At 49.8% G+C, this 20,627-nt stretch carries 15 protein-coding genes; 11 read left to right on the plus strand and 4 right to left on the minus strand.

Features of this window, described 5'->3' with window-relative positions; translation table 11 throughout:
* Positions 1–2 precede the first annotated feature (2 nt).
* The 7 genes from tssA to FE392_RS02595 all read left to right on the plus strand — a co-directional run bounded on the left by tssA (position 3) and on the right by FE392_RS02595 (position 14,242).
* A complete protein-coding gene (tssA, locus tag FE392_RS02565; RefSeq protein WP_319928659.1) occupies positions 3–1,496 on the plus strand; it encodes a type VI secretion system protein TssA in 1,494 nt (497 codons plus the stop codon).
* Positions 1,493–5,101 (plus strand): type VI secretion system membrane subunit TssM, encoded by a 3,609-nt coding sequence (gene tssM / locus FE392_RS02570; protein WP_319928660.1) that lies wholly within the window; start codon positions 1,493–1,495, stop codon positions 5,099–5,101. The genes tssA and tssM overlap by 4 nt, the downstream gene beginning before the upstream one ends.
* A 79-nt stretch (positions 5,102–5,180) precedes the next feature.
* Complete coding sequence (locus tag FE392_RS02575) at positions 5,181–6,587, plus strand: VasL domain-containing protein (protein WP_319928661.1); 1,407 nt, start codon at positions 5,181–5,183, stop codon at positions 6,585–6,587.
* 16 nt (positions 6,588–6,603) lie between these two features.
* The gene (locus FE392_RS02580; RefSeq protein ID WP_319928662.1) at positions 6,604–8,805 is read left to right on the plus strand and encodes a type VI secretion system Vgr family protein; all 2,202 of its coding nucleotides are present in this window, start codon (positions 6,604–6,606) and stop codon (positions 8,803–8,805) included.
* Between the two features lie 43 nt (positions 8,806–8,848).
* Positions 8,849–9,310, plus strand: a complete 462-nt coding sequence (locus FE392_RS02585; protein WP_319928663.1) for a DcrB-related protein — start codon at positions 8,849–8,851, stop codon at positions 9,308–9,310.
* 13 nt (positions 9,311–9,323) lie between these two features.
* Positions 9,324–13,880, plus strand: a complete 4,557-nt coding sequence (locus tag FE392_RS02590) for an RHS repeat-associated core domain-containing protein (RefSeq protein ID WP_319928664.1) — start codon at positions 9,324–9,326, stop codon at positions 13,878–13,880.
* 2 nt (positions 13,881–13,882) lie between these two features.
* Entirely contained in the window at positions 13,883–14,242 is a 360-nt protein-coding gene (locus tag FE392_RS02595) for a hypothetical protein (RefSeq protein WP_319928665.1), read from the plus strand.
* 52 nt (positions 14,243–14,294) lie between these two features.
* Here the strand turns inward: FE392_RS02595 and FE392_RS02600 are convergent, their stop codons facing one another.
* Genes FE392_RS02600 through FE392_RS02610 form a run of 3 tightly spaced genes read right to left on the minus strand, consistent with a single transcriptional unit; the run spans position 14,295 to position 15,644 of the window.
* Positions 14,295–14,759 (minus strand): IS3 family transposase, encoded by a 465-nt coding sequence (locus FE392_RS02600; protein WP_319928666.1) that lies wholly within the window; start codon positions 14,757–14,759, stop codon positions 14,295–14,297.
* 9 nt (positions 14,760–14,768) lie between these two features.
* Positions 14,769–15,092: an IS3 family transposase gene (locus tag FE392_RS02605; protein ID WP_319928667.1), complete on the minus strand. Its 324-nt coding sequence runs from the start codon at positions 15,090–15,092 to the stop codon at positions 14,769–14,771.
* A gap of 45 nt (positions 15,093–15,137) precedes the next feature.
* Entirely contained in the window at positions 15,138–15,644 is a 507-nt protein-coding gene (locus FE392_RS02610) for a helix-turn-helix domain-containing protein (protein ID WP_319928668.1), read from the minus strand.
* A 339-nt stretch (positions 15,645–15,983) separates the two neighbouring features.
* Here FE392_RS02610 and FE392_RS02615 point away from each other — a divergent pair, with 339 nt between their 5' ends.
* Both FE392_RS02615 and FE392_RS02620 read left to right on the plus strand, forming a co-directional pair.
* Positions 15,984–16,349 (plus strand): hypothetical protein, encoded by a 366-nt coding sequence (locus FE392_RS02615; protein WP_319928669.1) that lies wholly within the window; start codon positions 15,984–15,986, stop codon positions 16,347–16,349.
* A 626-nt stretch (positions 16,350–16,975) separates the two neighbouring features.
* Positions 16,976–17,509 (plus strand): hypothetical protein, encoded by a 534-nt coding sequence (locus FE392_RS02620; RefSeq protein ID WP_319928670.1) that lies wholly within the window; start codon positions 16,976–16,978, stop codon positions 17,507–17,509.
* A 67-nt stretch (positions 17,510–17,576) separates the two neighbouring features.
* Here FE392_RS02620 and FE392_RS02625 read toward each other — a convergent pair whose 3' ends face one another.
* Positions 17,577–17,942, minus strand: a complete 366-nt coding sequence (locus tag FE392_RS02625) for a DUF1090 family protein (RefSeq protein WP_319928671.1) — start codon at positions 17,940–17,942, stop codon at positions 17,577–17,579.
* Between the two features lie 209 nt (positions 17,943–18,151).
* On the opposite strand from FE392_RS02625, the gene FE392_RS02630 reads away from it, so the two are divergent.
* Entirely contained in the window at positions 18,152–18,994 is an 843-nt protein-coding gene (locus FE392_RS02630) for a 23S rRNA (adenine(2030)-N(6))-methyltransferase RlmJ (protein WP_319928672.1), read from the plus strand.
* A 182-nt stretch (positions 18,995–19,176) separates the two neighbouring features.
* Positions 19,177–20,529 carry a glutathione-disulfide reductase gene (gene gorA, locus FE392_RS02635; protein WP_319928673.1) on the plus strand — a complete coding sequence of 451 codons (1,353 nt, stop codon included), beginning with the start codon at positions 19,177–19,179 and terminating at the stop codon, positions 20,527–20,529.
* The last annotated feature ends 98 nt before the right edge of the window (positions 20,530–20,627 follow it).

The raw sequence follows: 20,627 nt of genomic DNA on the forward strand, positions 1-20,627 counted from the left end.
ACATGGACATCAGAACACAATTCGACTGGTTCGGCTCCCTGCTGGCTCCTTTGTCCGATGAACAGATTGGCAAGGCACTGGCGGAGGATGAACCTGCATGGGAATACATTGACGGTGAGATGATTAAATTCGGCTCACTGTCACATGGTTCGTTGGATGTTGAAGAGATCCAGCGAAAGTCATTGCAGTTATTGAGTGAAAATAACAAAGATTTCCGGTTGGTGGTTCATTTGCTGCGCACACTGCAACACGCAGGTAAGCCGGCTGAATTGATCCTCGCCATGGAATTGCTGACTGAGTATGTCAAAAATTATTGGGAAAAAGCATGGCCAACCAAGCCGCTGATAAAACGCCGACTGGCACAGCAGTTGCTCAAGCGTTTTGACTCCGCTCAAGGCAGTTTCATCGAACAGGCGAGCAAGGGGGAGCGGGATGATGCACAAGGTGCATTGGCTCACCTCGCACAATGCTGGCACGCCAATGAACCGGAACTGGCGAAAGAAGTTGATCAACTGCGCATTCGCTACAACCGACAACCAGAAACGGTACCAACGGCTTCCAAGCCGGAGCCTGCGGCTGTCTCTGCATCTGCTGGAAAAGCCACTGCGGGAGACACTGCGGCACAAGCCTCCCAGCACGTTGAGTCTGCACCCATGCCGGACGTGGACGTCAACAGCTCAAGTGACAAAGCGTGGAAACAGACGCTGCTGACCGTCGCCGATTTACTGTGTGAACGGCATCCAGATTCCGCCATTGGTTATTCGCTGCGGCGTCACGCTGTCTGGCACACCATCACGGCGGCCCCGATGGCAAATGCCACAGGCAAAACACCCTTGGCCCCGACTTCCGCAGATCGCACCGCTGATTATCTGGCGCGATTGCCTATGGCGGACAACAAATTGCTCCAGCAAATTGAGCAAAGCCTGACATTGGCCCCTTACTGGCTGGATGGTCATGCCATTGCGGCACAGGCGGCATTGCAATTGGGTTACATGAACGTTGCGCTGTCCATTCGTGACGAACTGAACGCTTTTCTGGAACGGTTGCCCGTGCTGAAAACCTTAAGTTTTTCCGACATGAGTCCGTTTGTTTCTCCAGAAACGCTCGATTGGCTCGCGCCTGAACCTGTGGCAACGGGCAAGGGCTCTGTTTCCGCTGATCAGGAAGGCATCTGGCAGTGCTTCCAGCAACAGGGTCTGGAAGCTGCCCTGAAAATGCTGGAAGAACACCAGCAACAGCTTACCGAACCACGGGATCAATTCTACGGCCAACTGCTCAACGCCCAATTGCTTGAAGAAGCGGGCATGACGGCGCTGGCCCAACAGCACTACCGGAACTTGTTATACACGGGACAACACATGTTACTCACTCAATGGGAACCCAACCTGCTGACGATGTTGTCAGAAAAAACCATGCTGTCAGAAAAAATGGCGCAGGCTGAGAAACTTCCTTCTTCTATTAAGGATACTGCTTCAAACAGGAGCGTTAACCCATGAAATGGCCCTCTTTGTCATCTTTGGCACCCCTGAAATCGGTTTTGCCGGCGCTTGGGAAGTTTAAGTCCCTGACACGCCTCAAGGCTCTGTTTGCCATTGTTCTGGCGCTGATCCCCTGCCTGCTGTTAATTGCAGTCTGGTGGTGGGGGCCGGAATGGAAAATCCGTGACGACTATCCATTGGAAAGTTTGACTTCACGTTGGCTGGCAACTGCCCTCATTATCATGATGGTACTGCTTTGGATCGGCGTGAAAGCGTGGCGTCGCTTGCGGACACTGGAAAAACTCAACCTGGATGTTGAGCTGAAAGTGGTTGATCCGGTGCGGGTCGATATCGAGTATCAAGATCGTTATCTCGACCACTGGAAATCTCAGTTACAGCGCCATCTGGATTCGTACAATTACCTGTACGAACGCCCGTGGTACATGGTCATCGGTAGCCAGAAAAGCGGTAAAACCGCACTTATCAAGGAAGGCTACAAACTGTCAGAAATTGCAGCGCCGGAATATCTGCGTCAGGACGGCAACGTCTCGCTGATGTTGCGCTGCTGGTTAGGGGAAAAAGCCGTCATCATCGACCCGAAAGGGCAATTGATTGACCAACCCGTGCCACTTAACAGTGACAAACCGCAAATCAACAGCCGCCTGTGGGAAGCCTTGCTGGGCTGGTTGGCTGAAAACCGCCAGCGCCAGCCGCTCAATGGGATTATCCTGACCGTGGATACCCTGCGCTTATTGACTGACAACCGCGAACAGCGTGATCGTTATGTGCGGGAAATCCACCAGCGCCTGCAAGAAGTCCGGCTGACTTTCCACAGTCAGTTGCCGATTTATCTGGTCATGACCAAAATCGACTTGCTGCATGGTTTTGAAGCGATGTACCAGTCACTGGATCGCAAACTGCGTGACCAAATCCTCGGGGTGACATTCAGCCTCAACAACCGTGATGAAAAAGCATGGCGCGGCGAGCTGGAGCAGTTCTGGCAACAGTGGATGAACAACCTGAATATCGCGATGCCGGACATGATGCTGAACAACGTGGATGCCAACCAGCGCAGCGCCCTGTTCAGTTTCACTCGCCAGGTCCAAGGATTACACAGCTATGTTGTCCAGATGCTGGAAGATATTCTGTATAACGACGAACACCACCGCCCGACTTTGCGTGGCGTTTATCTGACATCAGCACATCAGGTAGGGCAGATGGATGATCTGTTCACCCAATCCGCCTCGGCGCAATATCACTTGGGCTCCCAAGCCTTCCCGACCTGGCCGGCGGGAGATACGCTGCCATACTTTACCCAATCCCTGTTCGAAGATGTCCTGCTGGCAGAGCCGAATCTGGCAGCCGAAAACCGCATCTGGCTGAGCCGGAACCGCCGCCAGCTCTACACTTTCTCCACCATCAGCGCATTGGTCATCATGGCAACATGGGGCGGCTGGCATTACTTCTACCAGAAAAACTATCGCGCGGGTGAAGAAGTCCTGACACAGGCGAAAAAATTCCTGTCCGTACCGCCACCAAACGGTGAAGACCACTATGGCAACCTCCAGTTGCCTCTGCTGAACCCGATCCGTGATGCAACGCTGGCCTACGGTAACTACCACGAACATACCTCCTTTCTGACCGACTTGGGGCTGTATCAAGGCGGACGTGTTGGCCCGTATGTGGCGGGAACTTACCTGAAACTGCTTGAGCAGCGATTCCTGCCATCCCTGATGATGGGATTGCTGGACGATTTGAATAAGGCAGAAGCAGGCAGTGAGGAAAAACTCGAAGTCCTGCGTGTCATGCGCATGATGGAAGATAAAAGTAAGCGCAACAACGGGCTGGTCGCACAATACATGCGTGAGCGCTGGAGTAAGGAATTTCATGGGCAGCGGGATATTCAGGACGCATTGCTGACCCACCTGGATTACGCACTGGATCGTACTGATTGGAAAAAAGAACGTGAAGAAGGCAAACAAGAAGCCATTGCCAGCTTCGCACCTTTCGTCAAACCGATCCGACAGGCGCAGCAAGAGCTGAAAACACTCTCCGTTAAACAACGGGTTTACCAGAACCTGCGCATCAAGGCTCAGGATGTCCTGTCTGCCCCGCTTAACCTGCGTGACCAGATTGGCCCCAGCTTTGATGACGTGTTTGTTGCCAGCAACGAAAAACGGTTGGTGATCCCCCAATTGCTGACACGCCACGGTCTGATGGATTACTTCGTCCGGCAGAAAGACGAACTGACGAAATTGACCGAAATGGATAGCTGGGTGCTGAACATCGCTAAAAATAAGCAGGATAAAACCAGTGGGGCGGGTTCGTCACAGAGCAACGATCGGTACAGTGACGAAGACCAGCGACGGATACTGAAAGAAATCAACGATCTGTATTTATCGGAGTACACCGCGACGTGGCGGGCGGCGATGAACAATCTGGAAGTGCGTGACTTTGATGATCTGCCGCAAGCCATCAGTGCCATCGAACAGGTGATCAGCGGAGAACAGCCCATCAAGCGGGCACTGCAAATCCTGAGTGATAACACGACCGTGCCTCTGACGGGTGAGGCGTTGAGCAGCAAGGAAAAAGATGATCGGCAGGGTAAATTGGAATATCAGTTGCTAAACAGCATCAGCCATGACTTTGCCCAAGAAACCGGAGTTCTGGTTGAACATGGTGACAAAGGCAGCACCCTGCAAACCGTCTACCAGAAACTGATGGCATTGCACCGTTACCTGCTGGCTATCCAGAACTCGCCGGTTCCCGGCAAAGCCGCCCTGCAAGCCGTTCAGATGCGTCTGGATAAAAACAACAGCGACGCGATTTTTGAAGTGCAGCAGATGGCGAAAACCCTGCCGGCACCGCTGAGCCGCTGGGTCGGCGATTTGGCTGAACAGGCATGGCGCGTCGTGATGATGGAAGCCGTGCGTTCGCTGGAAGTGGAATGGAATAACACAGTCGTCAAACAGTACCAGACCTATCTGGCAGGGCGTTATCCCTTCAATCCGAAAGCGACCGAAGAAGTGCCGCTGAGCGAATTCGACCGCTTCTTCCGGCCGGGCGGAACGCTGGATGCCTTCTACCAGCAGAACCTGAAACCGTTTGTGGAATATAACCTGACCACGGGCACCGACGGCAAGATGCTGATCCGTCCGGACGTCATGAAACAACTGGGTGTGGCGAACCGTATTCGCACCACCTTCTTTACACCACAAAACGGCCTTGGTGCCCAGTTTGCCATTGAGCCTGTCAGCCTGACCGGCAACAAACGCCGTGCCTTGCTGAACCTTGACGGCCAGTTGGTGGATTACTCCCACGGACGCAGCAACGTGGCTCGGTTGATTTGGCCTAACTCCATGCGGACAGGCACTGAGAGCAAACTGACCCTGATGCCGGACAGAAGCAATCAGTCACCGCGTTCCATCAGCTTCACCGGACCTTGGGCCCAGTTGCGCCTGATTAACAGCGGCAAACTGACCAACGTCCAGCCGGGCTTCTTTGATGTGCGTTTCAATGTGGATGGCGGCGAAATGACTTACCGCATCTACGTGGATGAATCTGACAACCCGTTTGCGGGTGGGCTATTCAGCCAGTTCAAACTGCCGGACACCCTCTATTGAGGTGAAGATCCGCCAGTTTTAACAGTCAACCCTCCCCCTGCCTTTGGGCAGGGGTTTTTTTAAGGAGAAAAGCAAGCGTATGAGCGGGCATCCTGAAAATCTGATTATCCGGGCGGGCGGCAGTCCGCTGAACCTGCCTGAATTTGCGGTCATCCGCGATGAAATCAACAAAACCAGCCACCCGTCGCAGCCGGAAGTTAACTGGCCGCTGGTGGAATCCCTGTCATTGACCGTGTTTAAAACCAACGGCGTCGATTTACAAACCGCCATCTACTACACACTGGCCCGGATGCAACTGAACGGGCTGGCCGGGTTTACCGAAGGCTGTGAATTGCTGGCGGGCGTTATCGTCAGTGAATGGGATAGCCTGTGGCCGCCCCAGCCGCAGGTTCGCACCGATTTATTGGAATGGTTCCACTCCCGTACCGGCAGTATATTGCGCCAGATGGACTTTGCTGCCAATGACCTGCGGATGATTTACCGCGCGGAGCGGGCGCTCCAATTGATTATTGATCGCTTGCAGCAATCAGACCTGAAACGGTTGCCGAGGGTCGAAAATTTGTTGTGGTTCTTCCAGAACGCAGCGAAAAAACTGGAGAAACCGCGTCAGGCTCCGAAACCTGCATCACAGCCCGTGCAGATGCCGCCGCTGGTCTACCTGTCCCAGTCGGAGACTGAACCGGAAACCCCGCCGCCGCCGTCTCCTCCTCCGCGTCATGAACCTAACTCGACGGCGGATAATCAACAGCGGGTCAGAGTTCAGTTTCCTGAAGAACCACCGAAAGGCTTGAACGTCTGGCAGGGATTTGGCCTCGGCGCCATGTTGGGGCTGCTGGTGTTGGTAGGCAGTTGGTTGCTGTTCTACAAGCCGCTGCAACAACAACTGAACGCCATGACCGAACAACCGGCGGGTGCCCGGCTGGCCTGGCTGTATCAGCCGGACTTGGACACCTATGCCACCCAGCTTGAGCGTCTGGCAGAAACCTCCCCCCTGACCAACTGGGAGGCTGCCCGTACCCTGACGGAGACCGCCGAACAACACTGGCCGGCCTCCCCGGTACAGCAACAAGCCACCCGCCAATGGCAGCAGCAGGTCACGGCCCGCATCGACAGCGTGCCCCTGAAAGGCAGCTGGGACACCACCCGCGACCAGCTCCAGCAGCTGGCGGACAAAATCCTGTTACAGGAACGCACCCGCGGCAGCTTCACGCTCTCCTACCTGAAAACCGCCATCTATGACATCCAGCGCAGCCACGGCAGTGACGTCCCGCTGGAAGAGCTGTTGCGCCAGCTCAGTGTCTACGCGGTAAAAGGGAAAAGTGCCCCGCCCGTGCTGCTGAAAGGGATTGATGACCGCTTTAACGCCTTGCTCGGCCGTTATGACCGGCTGCGTCAGGCGACTGAAAATCCGGCCGGCAATTTGGCCGGAGACAGTAATTTGACCAAACACGATGAACAAGCCGTCACTTCGGACGGTGGGCATTAATCAGGGAGACATGTATATGTCAGTGAAAAAGAGCATTGCGAAACTGAAGAAAGGGCAGGCACTTGTCCAGCAAGGACAGCAGGCAGCCCAAATGGCCAAAAAAGTCACCGGTGCCTTGGGCGGCGGTGCCGCGGGTGCGGTGGGACTTATTCCCGGTGGGGGTTTTGGCGGCGGCCTTGGTGGCGGCGCAGGCAATCCGGCCGCAAGTGCGGGGGGCTTAATCCCCGGCGGCGGCTTTGCCGGGGGTATCAGTGGGGCTGGCGGTGGACAGGCCGCCGGGCAGGGGTTGGTAGCCCGGGCCGCCAGCGGCCAGAATGCGGCGAGCAAGGCGCTGGAAAAAGCCGGCCAGCTCCTGGGCGGCGGGTTGACGGCCCCGAGCGGCCTGCAATTTACCCTGACGGCGGGCGGTTTGCCGCCGCAGACGTTTGTCGTCACCGACTTCAGCCTGACGGAAGGGTTCTCTCAGCCGTTCAACCTGAGCGTCGGGCTGGCAAGCGCCGACCCGGCCATTGACTTTTCGGCTGTACTGGACCGCACCGCGACCCTGACCATCCTGCAGGAAGGGGTGGAGCAGCGCAGCATCACCGGCATGGTGGCGCGCTTTGAACAGGGCAACACCGGGTTGCACCAGACCAGCTACCAGATGACCATCCGCCCTGACTTGTGGCGGACCACCCTGCGCCAGAACTCCCGCATCTTCCAGCAGCAGGACATCGCCACCATTGTCACGGCCATCCTGAAAGAGCACGGCATCCGCGACGTGGTGTTCAGCCTGCGCCATCCGCACCCGGAGCGGGAATTCTGCGTGCAATACCAGGAAAGCGACTTTGCCTTCCTGCAACGGCTGACCGCCGAAGAGGGCATTTTCTACTTCTTTGAATGCGGCAGCGGGCGTAACACCCTGGTCTTCGCGGATGACGCCGGCTCGGTGCCGCCGGGTATCGTTATCCCGTATCAGCCGGGGGACAGCAGCACACTGGGTGAGCCGTCGGTGAGCAGCCTGACCAGCAGTGCCCAGGTACGCCCGGCACAGGTGGAGCTCAAGGATTACACCTTCAAAAACCCGGCGTGGCCGGCGGAGTTTCGTGAGCAGATGAAGGAGGAACAACTGCAGGAGCAGTATTACGAGCATTACGATTACCCCGGCCGCTTCAAGGACGAGGCGCATGGCAAAGACTTTACCCGCTACCGGCTGGAAGCCCTGCGCAGCGATGCAGTCACCGGGCAAGGCAGCGGTAACGCCATTGCGGTGCAACCGGGCAAACTGTTCACCCTGACCAACCACCCGCGCCTTGACCTCAACCAGCCGTGGCAGGTGGTGGGGGCGAGCCACAGCGGCAGCCAGCCGCAGGCACTGGAAACCGCCAGCGGTGACAGCGGCACCACCCTGCACAGCCACTTCAGCTTTATCCGCCACAACCAGAACTGGCGCCCGGCCCCGTTGCCGAAACCGATTGTGGATGGCCCGCAAATCGCCAAAGTGGTCGGCCCGGCGGGGGAGGAAATCTTCTGTGACCAGTACGGCCGCGTCCGCCTGCAATTCCCGTGGGACCGATACGGCAAAAGTGACGACCACAGCTCCTGCTGGATACGCGTCAGCCAACCGTGGGCCGGACAGGGCTGGGGCATGCTCGCCATCCCGCGTATCGGGCAAGAAGTGGTGGTGGACTTCCTGCACGGCGACCCGGACCAGCCGATAATCACCGGGCGCACCTACCATGCCAGCAACATTCCCCCTGGCTCCCTGCCGGGCAGCAAAACCCAGATGGCGTTCCGCTCGAAGACCCACAAAGGGGAAGGGTATAACGAACTGCTGTTTGAGGACTCGAAAGGCAGTGAAAGGCTGTCCCTGCATGCGCAGAAAGATATGCACACCACGGTGAAAGATAACCAGAGCTTGGTGGTGGAAGCGGGAAACAGGACGCTGACTATTCAGACCGGGGATGAACATAAGACCGTGGCACAGGGCAACCTGACGGAGAACATCTGCCTGAGTCGCAGCACGGAGGCAAACTCGGTACAGGTAAAAGCGACGGCAGGCAAAGGGGGAGAGGGAACACAGCTGTATGAAGCGCAGGATGACATCACCCTGAAAGTCGGCAGCGGCACCATCCAAATGACGAAGACCAATATCAAACTTTCGTTTGGCGGTTCCAGTATTGAGCTGAATGACAGTGGTATCACCGTGCTCGGTGGTGCGATTAATTTGAATAAATAACACATTTTCTCATTGAAACCAGAAGAAAAAACAAGGATTGACCATGACCGATAAACTGACCCTCTCCCCGTTCCATTTCAATGCCGGTACTGTCATGTTGCCGGCCAGCTGGCAGGACGCGAGCATTCTGGTGCTGAACAGTGCAGATGAAAAGAATGGCACCAGTTTTACCATCTCCCGTGACAATTTGCCGTGGGGGTTGGCGTTCAGCCAGTTTGCCGAGCGGGAAATGACCGCCATTGGCAAGCAACTGAAAGAATATGAAGCGATAGCCCATGAGTCCGGTGAGCTGAACGGATTGGAAACAGAGACGTTTGAATTTCGCTGGCGTGCGCCGAATGGTGTCGTGCATCAATTGATGATGATGCTGAATGCTCCCCAGGAGGTGCTGATATTCACGGGAACTTGTCAGGGAGCGATGACGCCAGTACAGCGGGAACAGATTCAGGCCATGATGATGACGTTCAAATTGCGTGAAATTCAGACCTTAACCTCAAAGGATTGAGCGGGAGGAAGCAATGAGTGTGACTCAAAGTGTCATGACCGGGGCTGCCGCAGCGGGGCGGCCCTATATTCCGCCGCAGGTTTATGTCCCGTCATCAGCGCGGGAAGGGCAACCCACTCCTGTTCCACCACAGACTGAACCCTCTTTTTCGGATAAGGCCTTGACCTTTTTGCAGAGTGAGGAGTTTGAACAAGCCAGTCTGGTTGCCGCAGGCACCTATGCGGTTGCTGCTGGAGGTCCCATCGGAGGAGCCGCTTTTGTCGCGGGTGTCGCGTCGGCGAAAGTCGGGGCGGAAATGGGGACATGGGTGGGGGAAGCGATTGCTCCCACCGTGGCGCCTATGCTCGCCGGTATATTCGGACAGCAGAAGGTGTCCACTGAAGGCGAAAACCCCGCCCGACAAGGGGATGCGATTGCCCACCAGAACAAAAATGCGGGTTTGTGGGGAGCCTTGGGTGGAATTTTATTGGGAGCAGTGGCGGCGGTTGTAGTAGGCGCGCTGGTAATCGGAACGGGCGGTGCCGCATTGGCGGTTATCGCCGGTGCTGCTGCCGGAGGACTGGCCGGAGGATTTGCCGGGGGGGTATGTGCCAGTGTCGGTGCTGCACTTGGCAACTATGGCAGTAATAAAGGAACGATTCTGGAAGGGTCTCCCGATGTGTTCTTTGAGGGAAAACCTGTAGCACGGAAAGGGGATCCGGTGGGGTGCAGTGACCATCCACCTGGGGTGGTTGCCGAAGGTGCGAAGACGGTATTTGCCAACGGGAAGCCTATCGCTCGCCTGGGGCACCGCACTACCTGTGACGCCAATATTAACAGCGCTGCTGGGTCTATTTCCATTACCAAAGAAACAGGGGCAGCGCTACCCATTCTGCAAGAAAGTAATAAATGGTTGCAGTGGGCGGTTGTTATCGCAGGATTGTTGCCATTGCCGCGTAATAAGAAAGGGGTGACCAAGCAAGAGAAACCCAAAGAATCGACGCAAAAAACCAGTAAAAAGCCCAAAGAAGAGGATGTTTGTGGTGATCCGGTCGATATGGCTACGGGGGATTTCCTGCAACAATGGCCAATGATCTCCCTGCCAGGAACATTGCCTCTGTCGCTTGTTCGAACCTACCGTTCGACCACCGATTTCGCTGGGCTGCTAGGCCCAAAATGGGCGGATGATTGGTCACGGCACCTGATCCAAAAAGGGGAGGAAACTCATTTCTCGGATGCAGACGGCGTTGTTTACACGTTCCATACCCCTGAGGAAAAGGTTTTCTCCGTTAACCTGCACGCCGGGCATTACTTACTGTTTGGAGAATTGAGTGGCGAGTTGCATGTATTCGATCGTCAAACCCAATTGATCTTGAGTTTTGAGTATCAGGACGGCGAACGCCGTTTGTTGTCTGCCATCCGTGACCGCCATGATAACCGCATCATGTTCCATTATGATGATCTGCACGATGAGGGGATCCCTCAATTGGCACAGATTACGCATACCGATGGTTATCGCTTGTTGCTGGATTATGACCAGAGCCGGCTGATATCGGTAGAATACCTGACGGACGAATTGCGCCAGCGGCTGGTAACCTGCCAGTATGATGAACGGGGTTACTTGTCGGAATGTGACACTTTCCAGCACAGCCACTTGTGGCATGAATATGACACCCACGGCTACATGACCCGCTGGCATGATAGTGACTCGACTGATGTTTCAATGGGTTACGATAGCCGGGGTCGGGTGGTGTCAGTTTCTACCCCGGAAGGCTATTGGCAGGATCGTTTCCAATATGATGACATCAATAGGGTGACAACCTACCTGGATGCGGAAGGTGGGTGTACGCGTTATTGGTATAATAAAGACGGTCAAATTACCCGTAAAGTTGATCCTTTGGGGCGGGAAACGCTGCTTGAATGGGATCTGAGTCATAAGCTCTCAGAGACCGACCCGCTGGGCAGAAAAACCACGTTCGAATACAGTCCGTACGGCGAACTGATTACGTTGACATTGCCTACCGGTGAAACGTTTGTTTACGCGTATGACGAATACGGTCAATTATTGCAGACCACATTACCGGATGGTAAAAACTGGTGTTTTCACTACAGTGAAAAGGGTGCGTTAGATTCCGTTACGGATCCACAAGGGCGTTTGGAAGAGTACCGTTATAATCAGCACGGCGAGTTATTGCGTAGAATACAGCCGGATGGGACGCAATGGCGTTATGGGTATGAGCAGCACCGATTACATCAGGTGTTATTACCCAATGGTTACACCACACGTTATGATCAGGATGGGTTGGGACGGCTGTGTTGCGTGACCGATGCGTTAGGACAGGAAACCCATTTTCAACACAGTGCGTTTCATGCCAGCCCAGAAAATAGTGTAACGGAAATCGAGCTACCGGATGGTGTGAAGCAGCAGATTGACTACGACAGTGAACGCCGGGTCACCGCCGTCACTGATGGTGAAGGAAACACCACGCGCTACGTATATGGGCCGTTTGACTTACTGACACAATTGATCCGTCCGGATGGAACCACATTGAATTTTGGTTATGATCGTTTGATCCGGCTGAACAGTGTGACCATGGCAACGGGTGAGGTGTATCGTTATGAACGTGATCTGGCCGGTCAAATTATCCGTGAAACCGATTTTACCGGACGGACAGTGGAATATGCTTATGATTTGCTAGGCCGCCGTACGTTGACCCGTCATCCGGATGGGCAGCTGATCCGTTATTGTTATACTGCCCAAGACCAAATAACTCGACAGGAACACTGGACAACGGGAAAAGTAAGTTGCGAGCTGAACTCCGTTACCGAATACCGATATGATAGCCAGCGGCGATTGATCCGGGCGGTTTCCGATGATGCAGTGGTCGAATTTGACTACGGTGAGGCCGGTAACCTGATCAGTGAGCGGTTGAATGGCCGGGAAATTACCCGTGAGTGGGACAGTATCACTGATCTGCCGACAGCAGAAACGTTGGATGGAAATACCCTGCAATTTGGCTATGACCGAATGGGTTGGATTAACTATATTCAGTTTAATCAGCACTGTCCCTTATCGTTGCATTATGATCCGCTGGGGCAGGAAACGGTACGGGAAAGCCCAGAAGGTTTTATTTTGGCCAGCCGTTATACGGCAACAGGATTATTGGCGCATCAATCAGCCGGTCATGCGACGACCCTATTCCGTGAAACTCTGCAGCAAAATAACCCGCACTTCCCTCCACAGGCGACAGCCGTGAATCGCAGCTGGCAATATGACCGGACGTATAATGTCAGGGTGATTGATGACGGACGCTGGGGACAGACGCGCTACCGTTATAATAGTAATAGTCAAATTGTTCAAACGATGTATCAAGGGGCTCGGCCATATGAAGAACAGTTCAGTTATGATGCCAACGGTAACTTAAACCTGCATCTTCCGGTGGACGCAAAGGGGGCAGTTGCGCAAATAGCTCAGCGTCAGCAGGCCGGGCGTGTAGTACAACAAGGCAACATCCGCTACCGCTATGATGATAATGGCCGATTGGTAGAAAAAACGGAAGAGCGCGATGGATTTCGACCACAGGTTTGGCGCTACCGCTGGAATAGCCAAAACCAGCTCACGCATTGCGAAACGCCGGACGGCTCTCGCTGGCACTATCGCTACGATGCGTTTGGCCGAAGGATACGCAAGCTCAAGGTGCATGACGGCAAGCTGACGGCGACAAACCTGCAACGTTGGCTGGACGGTAAACCGGATCTCACTCCGCGTAACACGGCTATTTACGGCCAGGAATACCTGTGGAGCGGTGATCAACTGATTGAAGAGACTCCTGTCTATGCTGATGGCTCATTGGCCTTAGACCAACGTATCCGCTGGTTATACGAGCCTGGGTCACTCACGCCGTCAGCCAGATATGAGCAGGGTAAGCTGCATTACGTGGTGAGTGACCATCAGGGGACTCCGCGTGAAATGCTCGATGAGCAAGGTGTTCTTATCTGGGCACAGCGACTGACCACATGGGGAAAAGCGGAAAAATCGCAGGTGATTGCCTCCAATGATCCGAATTATCATGTGGGCTGTAACCTGCGGTTCGCAGGGCAGTATGAGGACGAAGAAAGCGGGCTATACTATAATCGGTTTCGTTACTATAATCCGGAAACAGCCCAGTATATTTCACCTGACCCGATAGGGTTGATGGGCGGGTTTAATCCGTATGGGTATGTGGATAATCCTACTGGCTGGATTGACCCTCTGGGATTGCAGCCAAAGCATAGAGGAAGAATTCAAGCTCAGGGCAGTAAATTAGAAGAATCTTTTGCTTGGGCGCAGGATACGCCTATAACTGCTAAAGACGCATTAGCTGGTCTAAATGATCTTGAAGCAAGTTTAAATAAAAAAGATAGGGCATTGAGAAAAGCCGAATTTGAGAAGGCAAGGAAATTTATTCAAAATGCAGAAAAAGGCGGTGGTGTTGAGGCTCAAGTTAGTAAAACTTTTTTAGTTAAAGGAACAGCCCATGAACGTGTTGATATTGAGGTAACTACGGGAAAAGCCTTTGTCTCCGATGCACCACAAAATGGGAAGTGTTAATAATGTTTGAAAATTATTTAAATGATGAACAAGTTTATTATGAGCTTGAACAGTATTGGGATAGTCTTTTCTTCAGCGTGAACGATAGTAGCAGTGATGAATGGATAGCCCCCTATTATAATACGTATTATAATAACGGCTTGAAATTTATGGATGCCAATCCCATTTTTTCTGCGAAATCTAAGGTAACTGATAAATCTATAAAGATAATTCAAGAGCCGTTAGAGGAATTGGATAGTGTCCAGTATTGGATTGACTCTAATGAAAAGAACGAATTAGTTATAATCTGCTCTTTTTCTGAAGAAAATATATTGGCCGTTAAAAAGTTAATTAAAAAATGGCTTAAAAATCTGCTCAATTAAATAATATAAAAGCCGGAAAGATGAACTGACCCCAGAAAGTTGGACATTGTAGTTAAACGGCGTGTAAGGCCTGGTTTCGATATTCTATCGGAGTTAGGCCTTTTAATTTCACCTTGATCCGTTTTGTATTGTAATATTCAATGTATTCCTCTATTTTTTCAATCAGTTCATCCGCACTTTTAAAGTGCTGCTGGTGATACATTTCTGTTTTGAGTAAGGCAAAAAAGTTTTCTGCCATCGCATTATCCAAACAGTTCCCTTTCCTCGACATACTTTGTTTAATATCTTTATCAGCAAGTTGCTTTTGATAAGCCCTATGCCGATATTGCCAACCTTGATCACTGTGAATGAGTGGCTTAGAGTGAGCATCTAGCCCATCTAATGCCCCTTTTAGCATCTCTGTCACTAAAGGCAGACTCGCTTTTTTCGCCACGTTGTAAGCGATAACTTCTTGATTAAATAAGTCAATAATAGGTGATAGATAGACTTTTTGTTCATTCACTTTAAATTCCGTCACATCCGTTACTCATTTCTCATTAGGTTTTGTCGCGCGAAAATCTCTTGCCAACCAATTCGGTGCTGTTTTTCCAACTTCCCCACGATAAGAACGATATTTCTTCGGCCTTACCGTGGATTTTAGGTTTAATTGCCCCATTAATCTTTGGACTGTTTTATGATTGATTTTAAAGCCATTTTTTCTCAATGCTAAATGAATGCGGCGATAGCCATAACGACCTTTATGCTCATGATAGATAGTTTTAATCATCTCTATTTCTTGTTCATAAGCACGCGTTTTTTTTAAGCGCCTGGCATTGATAGTAAAACACGCTTCTTGCAAGATTAATGGCACAAAGTAAGTGCTTTAATGGATATTTCTTTTTAAGAGCTAAAACAATTAACGCTTTTTCTTTGCTAGTGGGCGTTTCTTCTGTTCCAGCTCTTCTAACTTTTTTAGGACAGCATTTTCTGCACGTAAATAAGCTAATTCTTCTTTAAGTTCCTCAACTGTCCTTTCGTCATCAGACTTCGGCGGAGTTTTAGGTCGGGATTTCATTGGGGGTCTTCCTCGCTGATGACTTTCGAGTCCTTTGATACCGGTTTCATTATACTTATCAAGCCAAACTGATAAGGTACCTGGAGTCGTTAAATTGAGAACTGCACTAGTGTGAGTGAGAGACCAATCATGTGTCCACATTAATTTTAAAGCTTGGAGTTTTGTGACAGTACAAAGAGAGTGAGACGTTGGCAAAAAGGCGTTATCGCCATGAATGGCAACAACTTGAGCCCAGTATCGAATTTGTCGAGAAGAGATTGAATATTCCGCTGATAGCTTATCCGATGTGTTACCTGCTAGACATCGTTTAGCAATAATGATTTTTAGTTCACGACTATATTTAGACATAAAAAAACCCCCAGTAATTAGTTGTCCAACTATTGGGGGTCACTTCAAGTTTCACTGAGCTGTTCTTGCTGGCGCTGGTACTGTTGCTTGATGCTTAAGTATCACCAACTCCCTCCATGATCTGACAGCATGCACACAGCCCCATAAACCCCGTACAATTAGATGAAAAACCCTGCCTCTTCTATAATCCTATTACCACTTTCAGGCACTATGCTCTTGTGCCAAGACTTATCCCAGAGTAATTTGAAAAACAAAACCGCTCTTGGTGGTCTGTTCGTTTCGGAAGAAAAATAACGAACAGCAGACCTTTTTCCGATCAGTAACTAAAGGGGCTGGATAATGAAACAAAAACTACGGTTATGCTTTTTAAGCGTAGTATTTACTGTTTTTCCAGAAGTATCATTCGCCGCTTACACATCAGTTTTTGAGACAAAAAATTATGATATCACCATCAATGTTCGCTGCCCGGAAGGGAATGTCAGTTGTGATGATGTTGTATTTTCGCTATTCAATAAGCAAAAACAGACCGCTATGGTGATGAAAGGCAAAACCTTGAACCGGGATTGTGTAACAGGAAGTTGTGATTTTTATGGATATGAATTCAAGAATAAAGGGCTGGTATACAAAATTTATCAATATGGAATTTTTGATATTTCAAAAAAAGGAAAGGTTATTTCTTCAGAATCTGGTGTGTTTAGGTATTGAATATTAACAGCGATGTTAATGATAAATAAGACAATTGAGCTTGCATTAAGTGCCGTATTATGAATCCCGAAGCAAAAAGCCTAATAAAATACCAGTATGTATAAAAGATCAGCCTTTATTAAAATTCCCATATATCTAATTTCGTTAAAACTATCAATAAATCACATTAGCAATCATTTTTTTCATTTATTATTTGTTTACCATGTTTTTCTATTTGTAATCAAAAAAATCACGAGTACAATTACTATACTTTTCGCCACTCAGAGTCACCTGCCAAGGCGCTCTTGATGTTGAAAAATAGAAATAAATGTCAATTTTTTATCTTGTAACCGCACTCTAAGTGTTTAATAGCAATTAAAAAATAATTGCTTACAGGTAATGTGGAGTTTCCTCCCCAGTTCAAGATATCCCTCATGACATAGTATAAACACTGAAAAAATCAGGCTTTCGCTGGAAGTCAGGGCATCTTTTTTCTGATGTGTTTATCAATATCTGGTTATGAAGGCGGGTTCTGAGGAATAGTGATAAAAACCAGTGTTGCAGATTTAATAGTAATGAGTTGATTTTCAAGGTTAAAATTTAAAATCCGTTTTCTCATGTCAATTTTGATGATGAAGGGGTGAATGATGTTTTTCCATGTGGTCAACAAAAATAATATTATCATATTTGCATTACTTTTGGGTGTTGTCATTTTATTGTTATCTTTTAGTAACAGGCAATGGAGCATAATTAATTATGCCGATAAATATTGTCAAAAAAATACATCTTGCTTGATTGATATCAGTGAAATAACCTCTTTTGATTGGGATAAAATGTATATTATCGATAAGGGAATGGATCGAGAGGATATTGAGGGCATCATCGGCACAGCCTTTAATGATAAAGCCAGCCTTTTTTATAAAGTTATCTTTGTCAGGAATGATAAGGTCATTTATTCAAGGGAGTACAGTCCTTCGGATGAATCTTATGAGAAAAAATTAATTAAGCCCAATTTTCATTATCCTGATGAAACAAAAGAGGATTATTTTAGCCATTATGCAATTTCTAAAGATAATGCTATTCTTTCAGTCGAAATTGAAAATGAGCCACGTATGAGTGATAAAGTTTACTATAAGATTTCACCTTCGAATGCTCAGCAAGTCAGGGGAAATAGTTTGTAAATTTCCCCTGCACCCCGAGCTGTTTTAGCTATAGGATGAACTGAGTACGTAGCTTGATATCGGTTTGTTACTTCTGCTTGGACTGTGCTTTTTTGCCTGTATTCATACCGATTTTCTTTGTCGGCTTACGAGTCTGTTTTTTGCTGTTTTTCTGTTTTTGAGGCGGCAGTCTGCCAGACAAGTTATTTTTGGTGATTTCTGATTTATTGTTTTGTTCTTGCAGGCGTTTTTCCAGATCACACGTGGTTTTGATATTGTCCAGTGTTCGGGTTAATCCTGTTATCAGGCGCTTGTCTTGGTCTGCCTGAGCGTATTTAAGTTGTGTTTCCAACGCTTTCTTTTTTATCTCACATCCCGCTCTATTTTGGCTTGCATAGGCACTACTCATACTGAAAACGATCAATGCAGATAGGATCATAGTTTTCGACATCATGAAATATTCCTAAGGATATTGATAATACTTAATCAAAATTTTATACGCTGATCTCGAATTTATCCTGAAAATTACACTGGATTGGTAACAGGAAAGAGGCAAGAGGAGACTTTTATCTTTTTTGCCGAGAATGAGGCTATAATGCACCTTTCGTTGTCTGGTAGGGCATCAGGCAAGTTATCAGTATTCTGCTCTCGGGGTTAAATTGAATGTTAAGTTATCGTCATAGCTTCCATGCCGGCAACCATGCTGATGTGCTGAAGCACACGGTGCAAAGCCTGATCATTGAGTCACTCAAAACAAAAGAAAAGCCTTTCCTGTATCTGGATACCCACGCTGGCGCAGGTCGTTACCAATTGAGCGGGGAGCATGCAGAGCGTACGGGAGAGTATCTGGAAGGCATTGGCCGAATTTGGCAGCGTGATGATATTCCCGAAGAGTTGGCCTCTTATATGGATGCCGTGAAGGCGCTGAATCCAAATGATTCTTTGCGTTATTATCCGGGTTCTCCGCTGATCGCCCGCCATTTGTTGCGGGATTATGATGAGCTGAACCTCAGTGAACTGCATCCCAGCGATTTTCCGTTATTACGTTCGGAATTTTCCCGTGACGAACGTGCCCGTGCTCTGCGGGAGGATGGCTACCAGCAGCTGAAATCCAAATTGCCACCAAGAAGTCGCCGGGGTTTTATCCTGATCGACCCTCCTTATGAATTGAAATCAGATTATCGGATGGTCGTTCAAGGCATTCAGGAAGGGTATAAGCGCTTTGCAACCGGAACCTATGCGTTGTGGTATCCCGTTGTATTGCGTCAGCAAATTAAACGTTTAATCAAAGAACTGGAAGCAACCGGTATCCGCAAAATCTTGCAAATTGAGCTGGGCGTGCGCCCTGACAGTGATCAACGCGGTATGACGGCATCAGGCATGATAGTCATTAATCCACCGTGGAAACTGGAACAGCAAATGAAAGCAGTGCTGCCGTGGTTGCAGCAGGTACTGGTTCCTGAAGGCACTGGGCATGCTTCAGTTGAGTGGATTGTACCTGAGTAAAAGGTGCTTGAATAAATTGAGCCTGAAAAGGTGAAAGTTCAGCGGGATGTAACGGCTTAATAGCTGTGACCTATGGCATTAACAGTCACAATCATCCACAGTTGATGGTCACTTTCTGTAATAATAAGCGCCAGGTTGAACTTTACCCAGTAAGTTAATTGATTAGACGGGAATTGCCTAAGATGAATAAACATTACGATTATATTGCAATTGGTGGCGGCAGTGGCGGCATTGCTTCCATTAACCGTGCAGCCATGTATGGGCAGAAGTGTGCCCTGATTGAAGCAAAAGCATTGGGCGGAACATGTGTTAATGTGGGTTGTGTACCGAAGAAAGTCATGTGGCACGCTGCCCAGATTGCGGAATCTATTCATCAATATGGGCCTGATTATGGTTTTGATACGACAGTTAATCGCTTTGACTGGAAAAAATTGATTGCCAGCCGCACTGCCTATATTGATCGCATCCATCAATCATATGAGCGTGGATTGAATAACAATAAGGTGGATGTTATTCAGGGATTTGCCCGTTTTATTGATGCACACACTGTTGAAGTTAATGGTGAGAAGATCACTGCTGATCATATTCTGGTTGCTACAGGCGGCCGTCCATTGCGCCCTGAGATCCCCGGCGCGGAATATGGCATTAATTCAGATGGTTTCTTTGAATTGGATGAGTTGCCAAAACGCGTTGGCGTGGTGGGAGCCGGTTATATCGCCGTGGAAATCGCGGGTGTTTTAAATGCTCTGGGCAGTGAAACGCATCTGTTTGTCCGCAAGCATGCACCACTGCGCACTTTCGATCCGATGATCGTCGATACGCTGCTGGAAGTGATTGAAAACGAAGGGCCAACACTACATACGGAAGCAATCTTAAAATCCGTGGTTAAAAACAGTGATGGCAGCTTAACCATTCAATTGCAGGATGGCAGAGAGCAAACGGTTGATGTATTGGTTTGGGCGATTGGCCGTGAACCGATGACAGATAACCTGAACCTGTCTGTTACAGGCGTAGAACTGGATGAGAACGGTTATATTAAGGTCGATAAGTATCAGAATACTAATGTAAACGGGATCTACGCTGTTGGTGACAATACCGGGGCAGTGGAACTGACGCCAGTCGCGATTGCGGCGGGCCGCCGCTTGTCAGAGCGCCTGTTTAACAATAAACCCGAAGAGCATCTGGATTATACCAATGTGCCAAGCGTGGTATTCAGCCATCCGCCAATAGGTACAGTGGGTTTGACGGAGCCACAGGCAAAAGCGCAGTTTGGGGATGATCAGGTGAAGGTTTATACCTCTTCATTTACCGCCATGTATACCGCAGTGACACAATACCGCCAGCCGTGCCGCATGAAATTGGTTTGTGTCGGGGCAAACGAAAAAATTGTCGGTATCCACGGTATTGGCTTTGGTATGGATGAAATGCTGCAAGGTTTTGCTGTTGCACTGAAGATGGGGGCAACGAAAAAGGATTTTGATAATACAGTTGCTATCCACCCGACTGCGGCGGAAGAGTTCGTAACGATGCGGTAATGCCATTGTTGTGATCTAGAAGATCTCACGGTTACCTTATGGTTTAAAAAGAGCCGGCCGAACACTAAAACGTTCGAGCCGGCTCTTTTTATATTCAC

This window comes from Xenorhabdus santafensis, from assembly GCF_033949405.1.
Taxonomy (GTDB): Bacteria; Pseudomonadota; Gammaproteobacteria; order Enterobacterales; family Enterobacteriaceae; genus Xenorhabdus; species Xenorhabdus santafensis.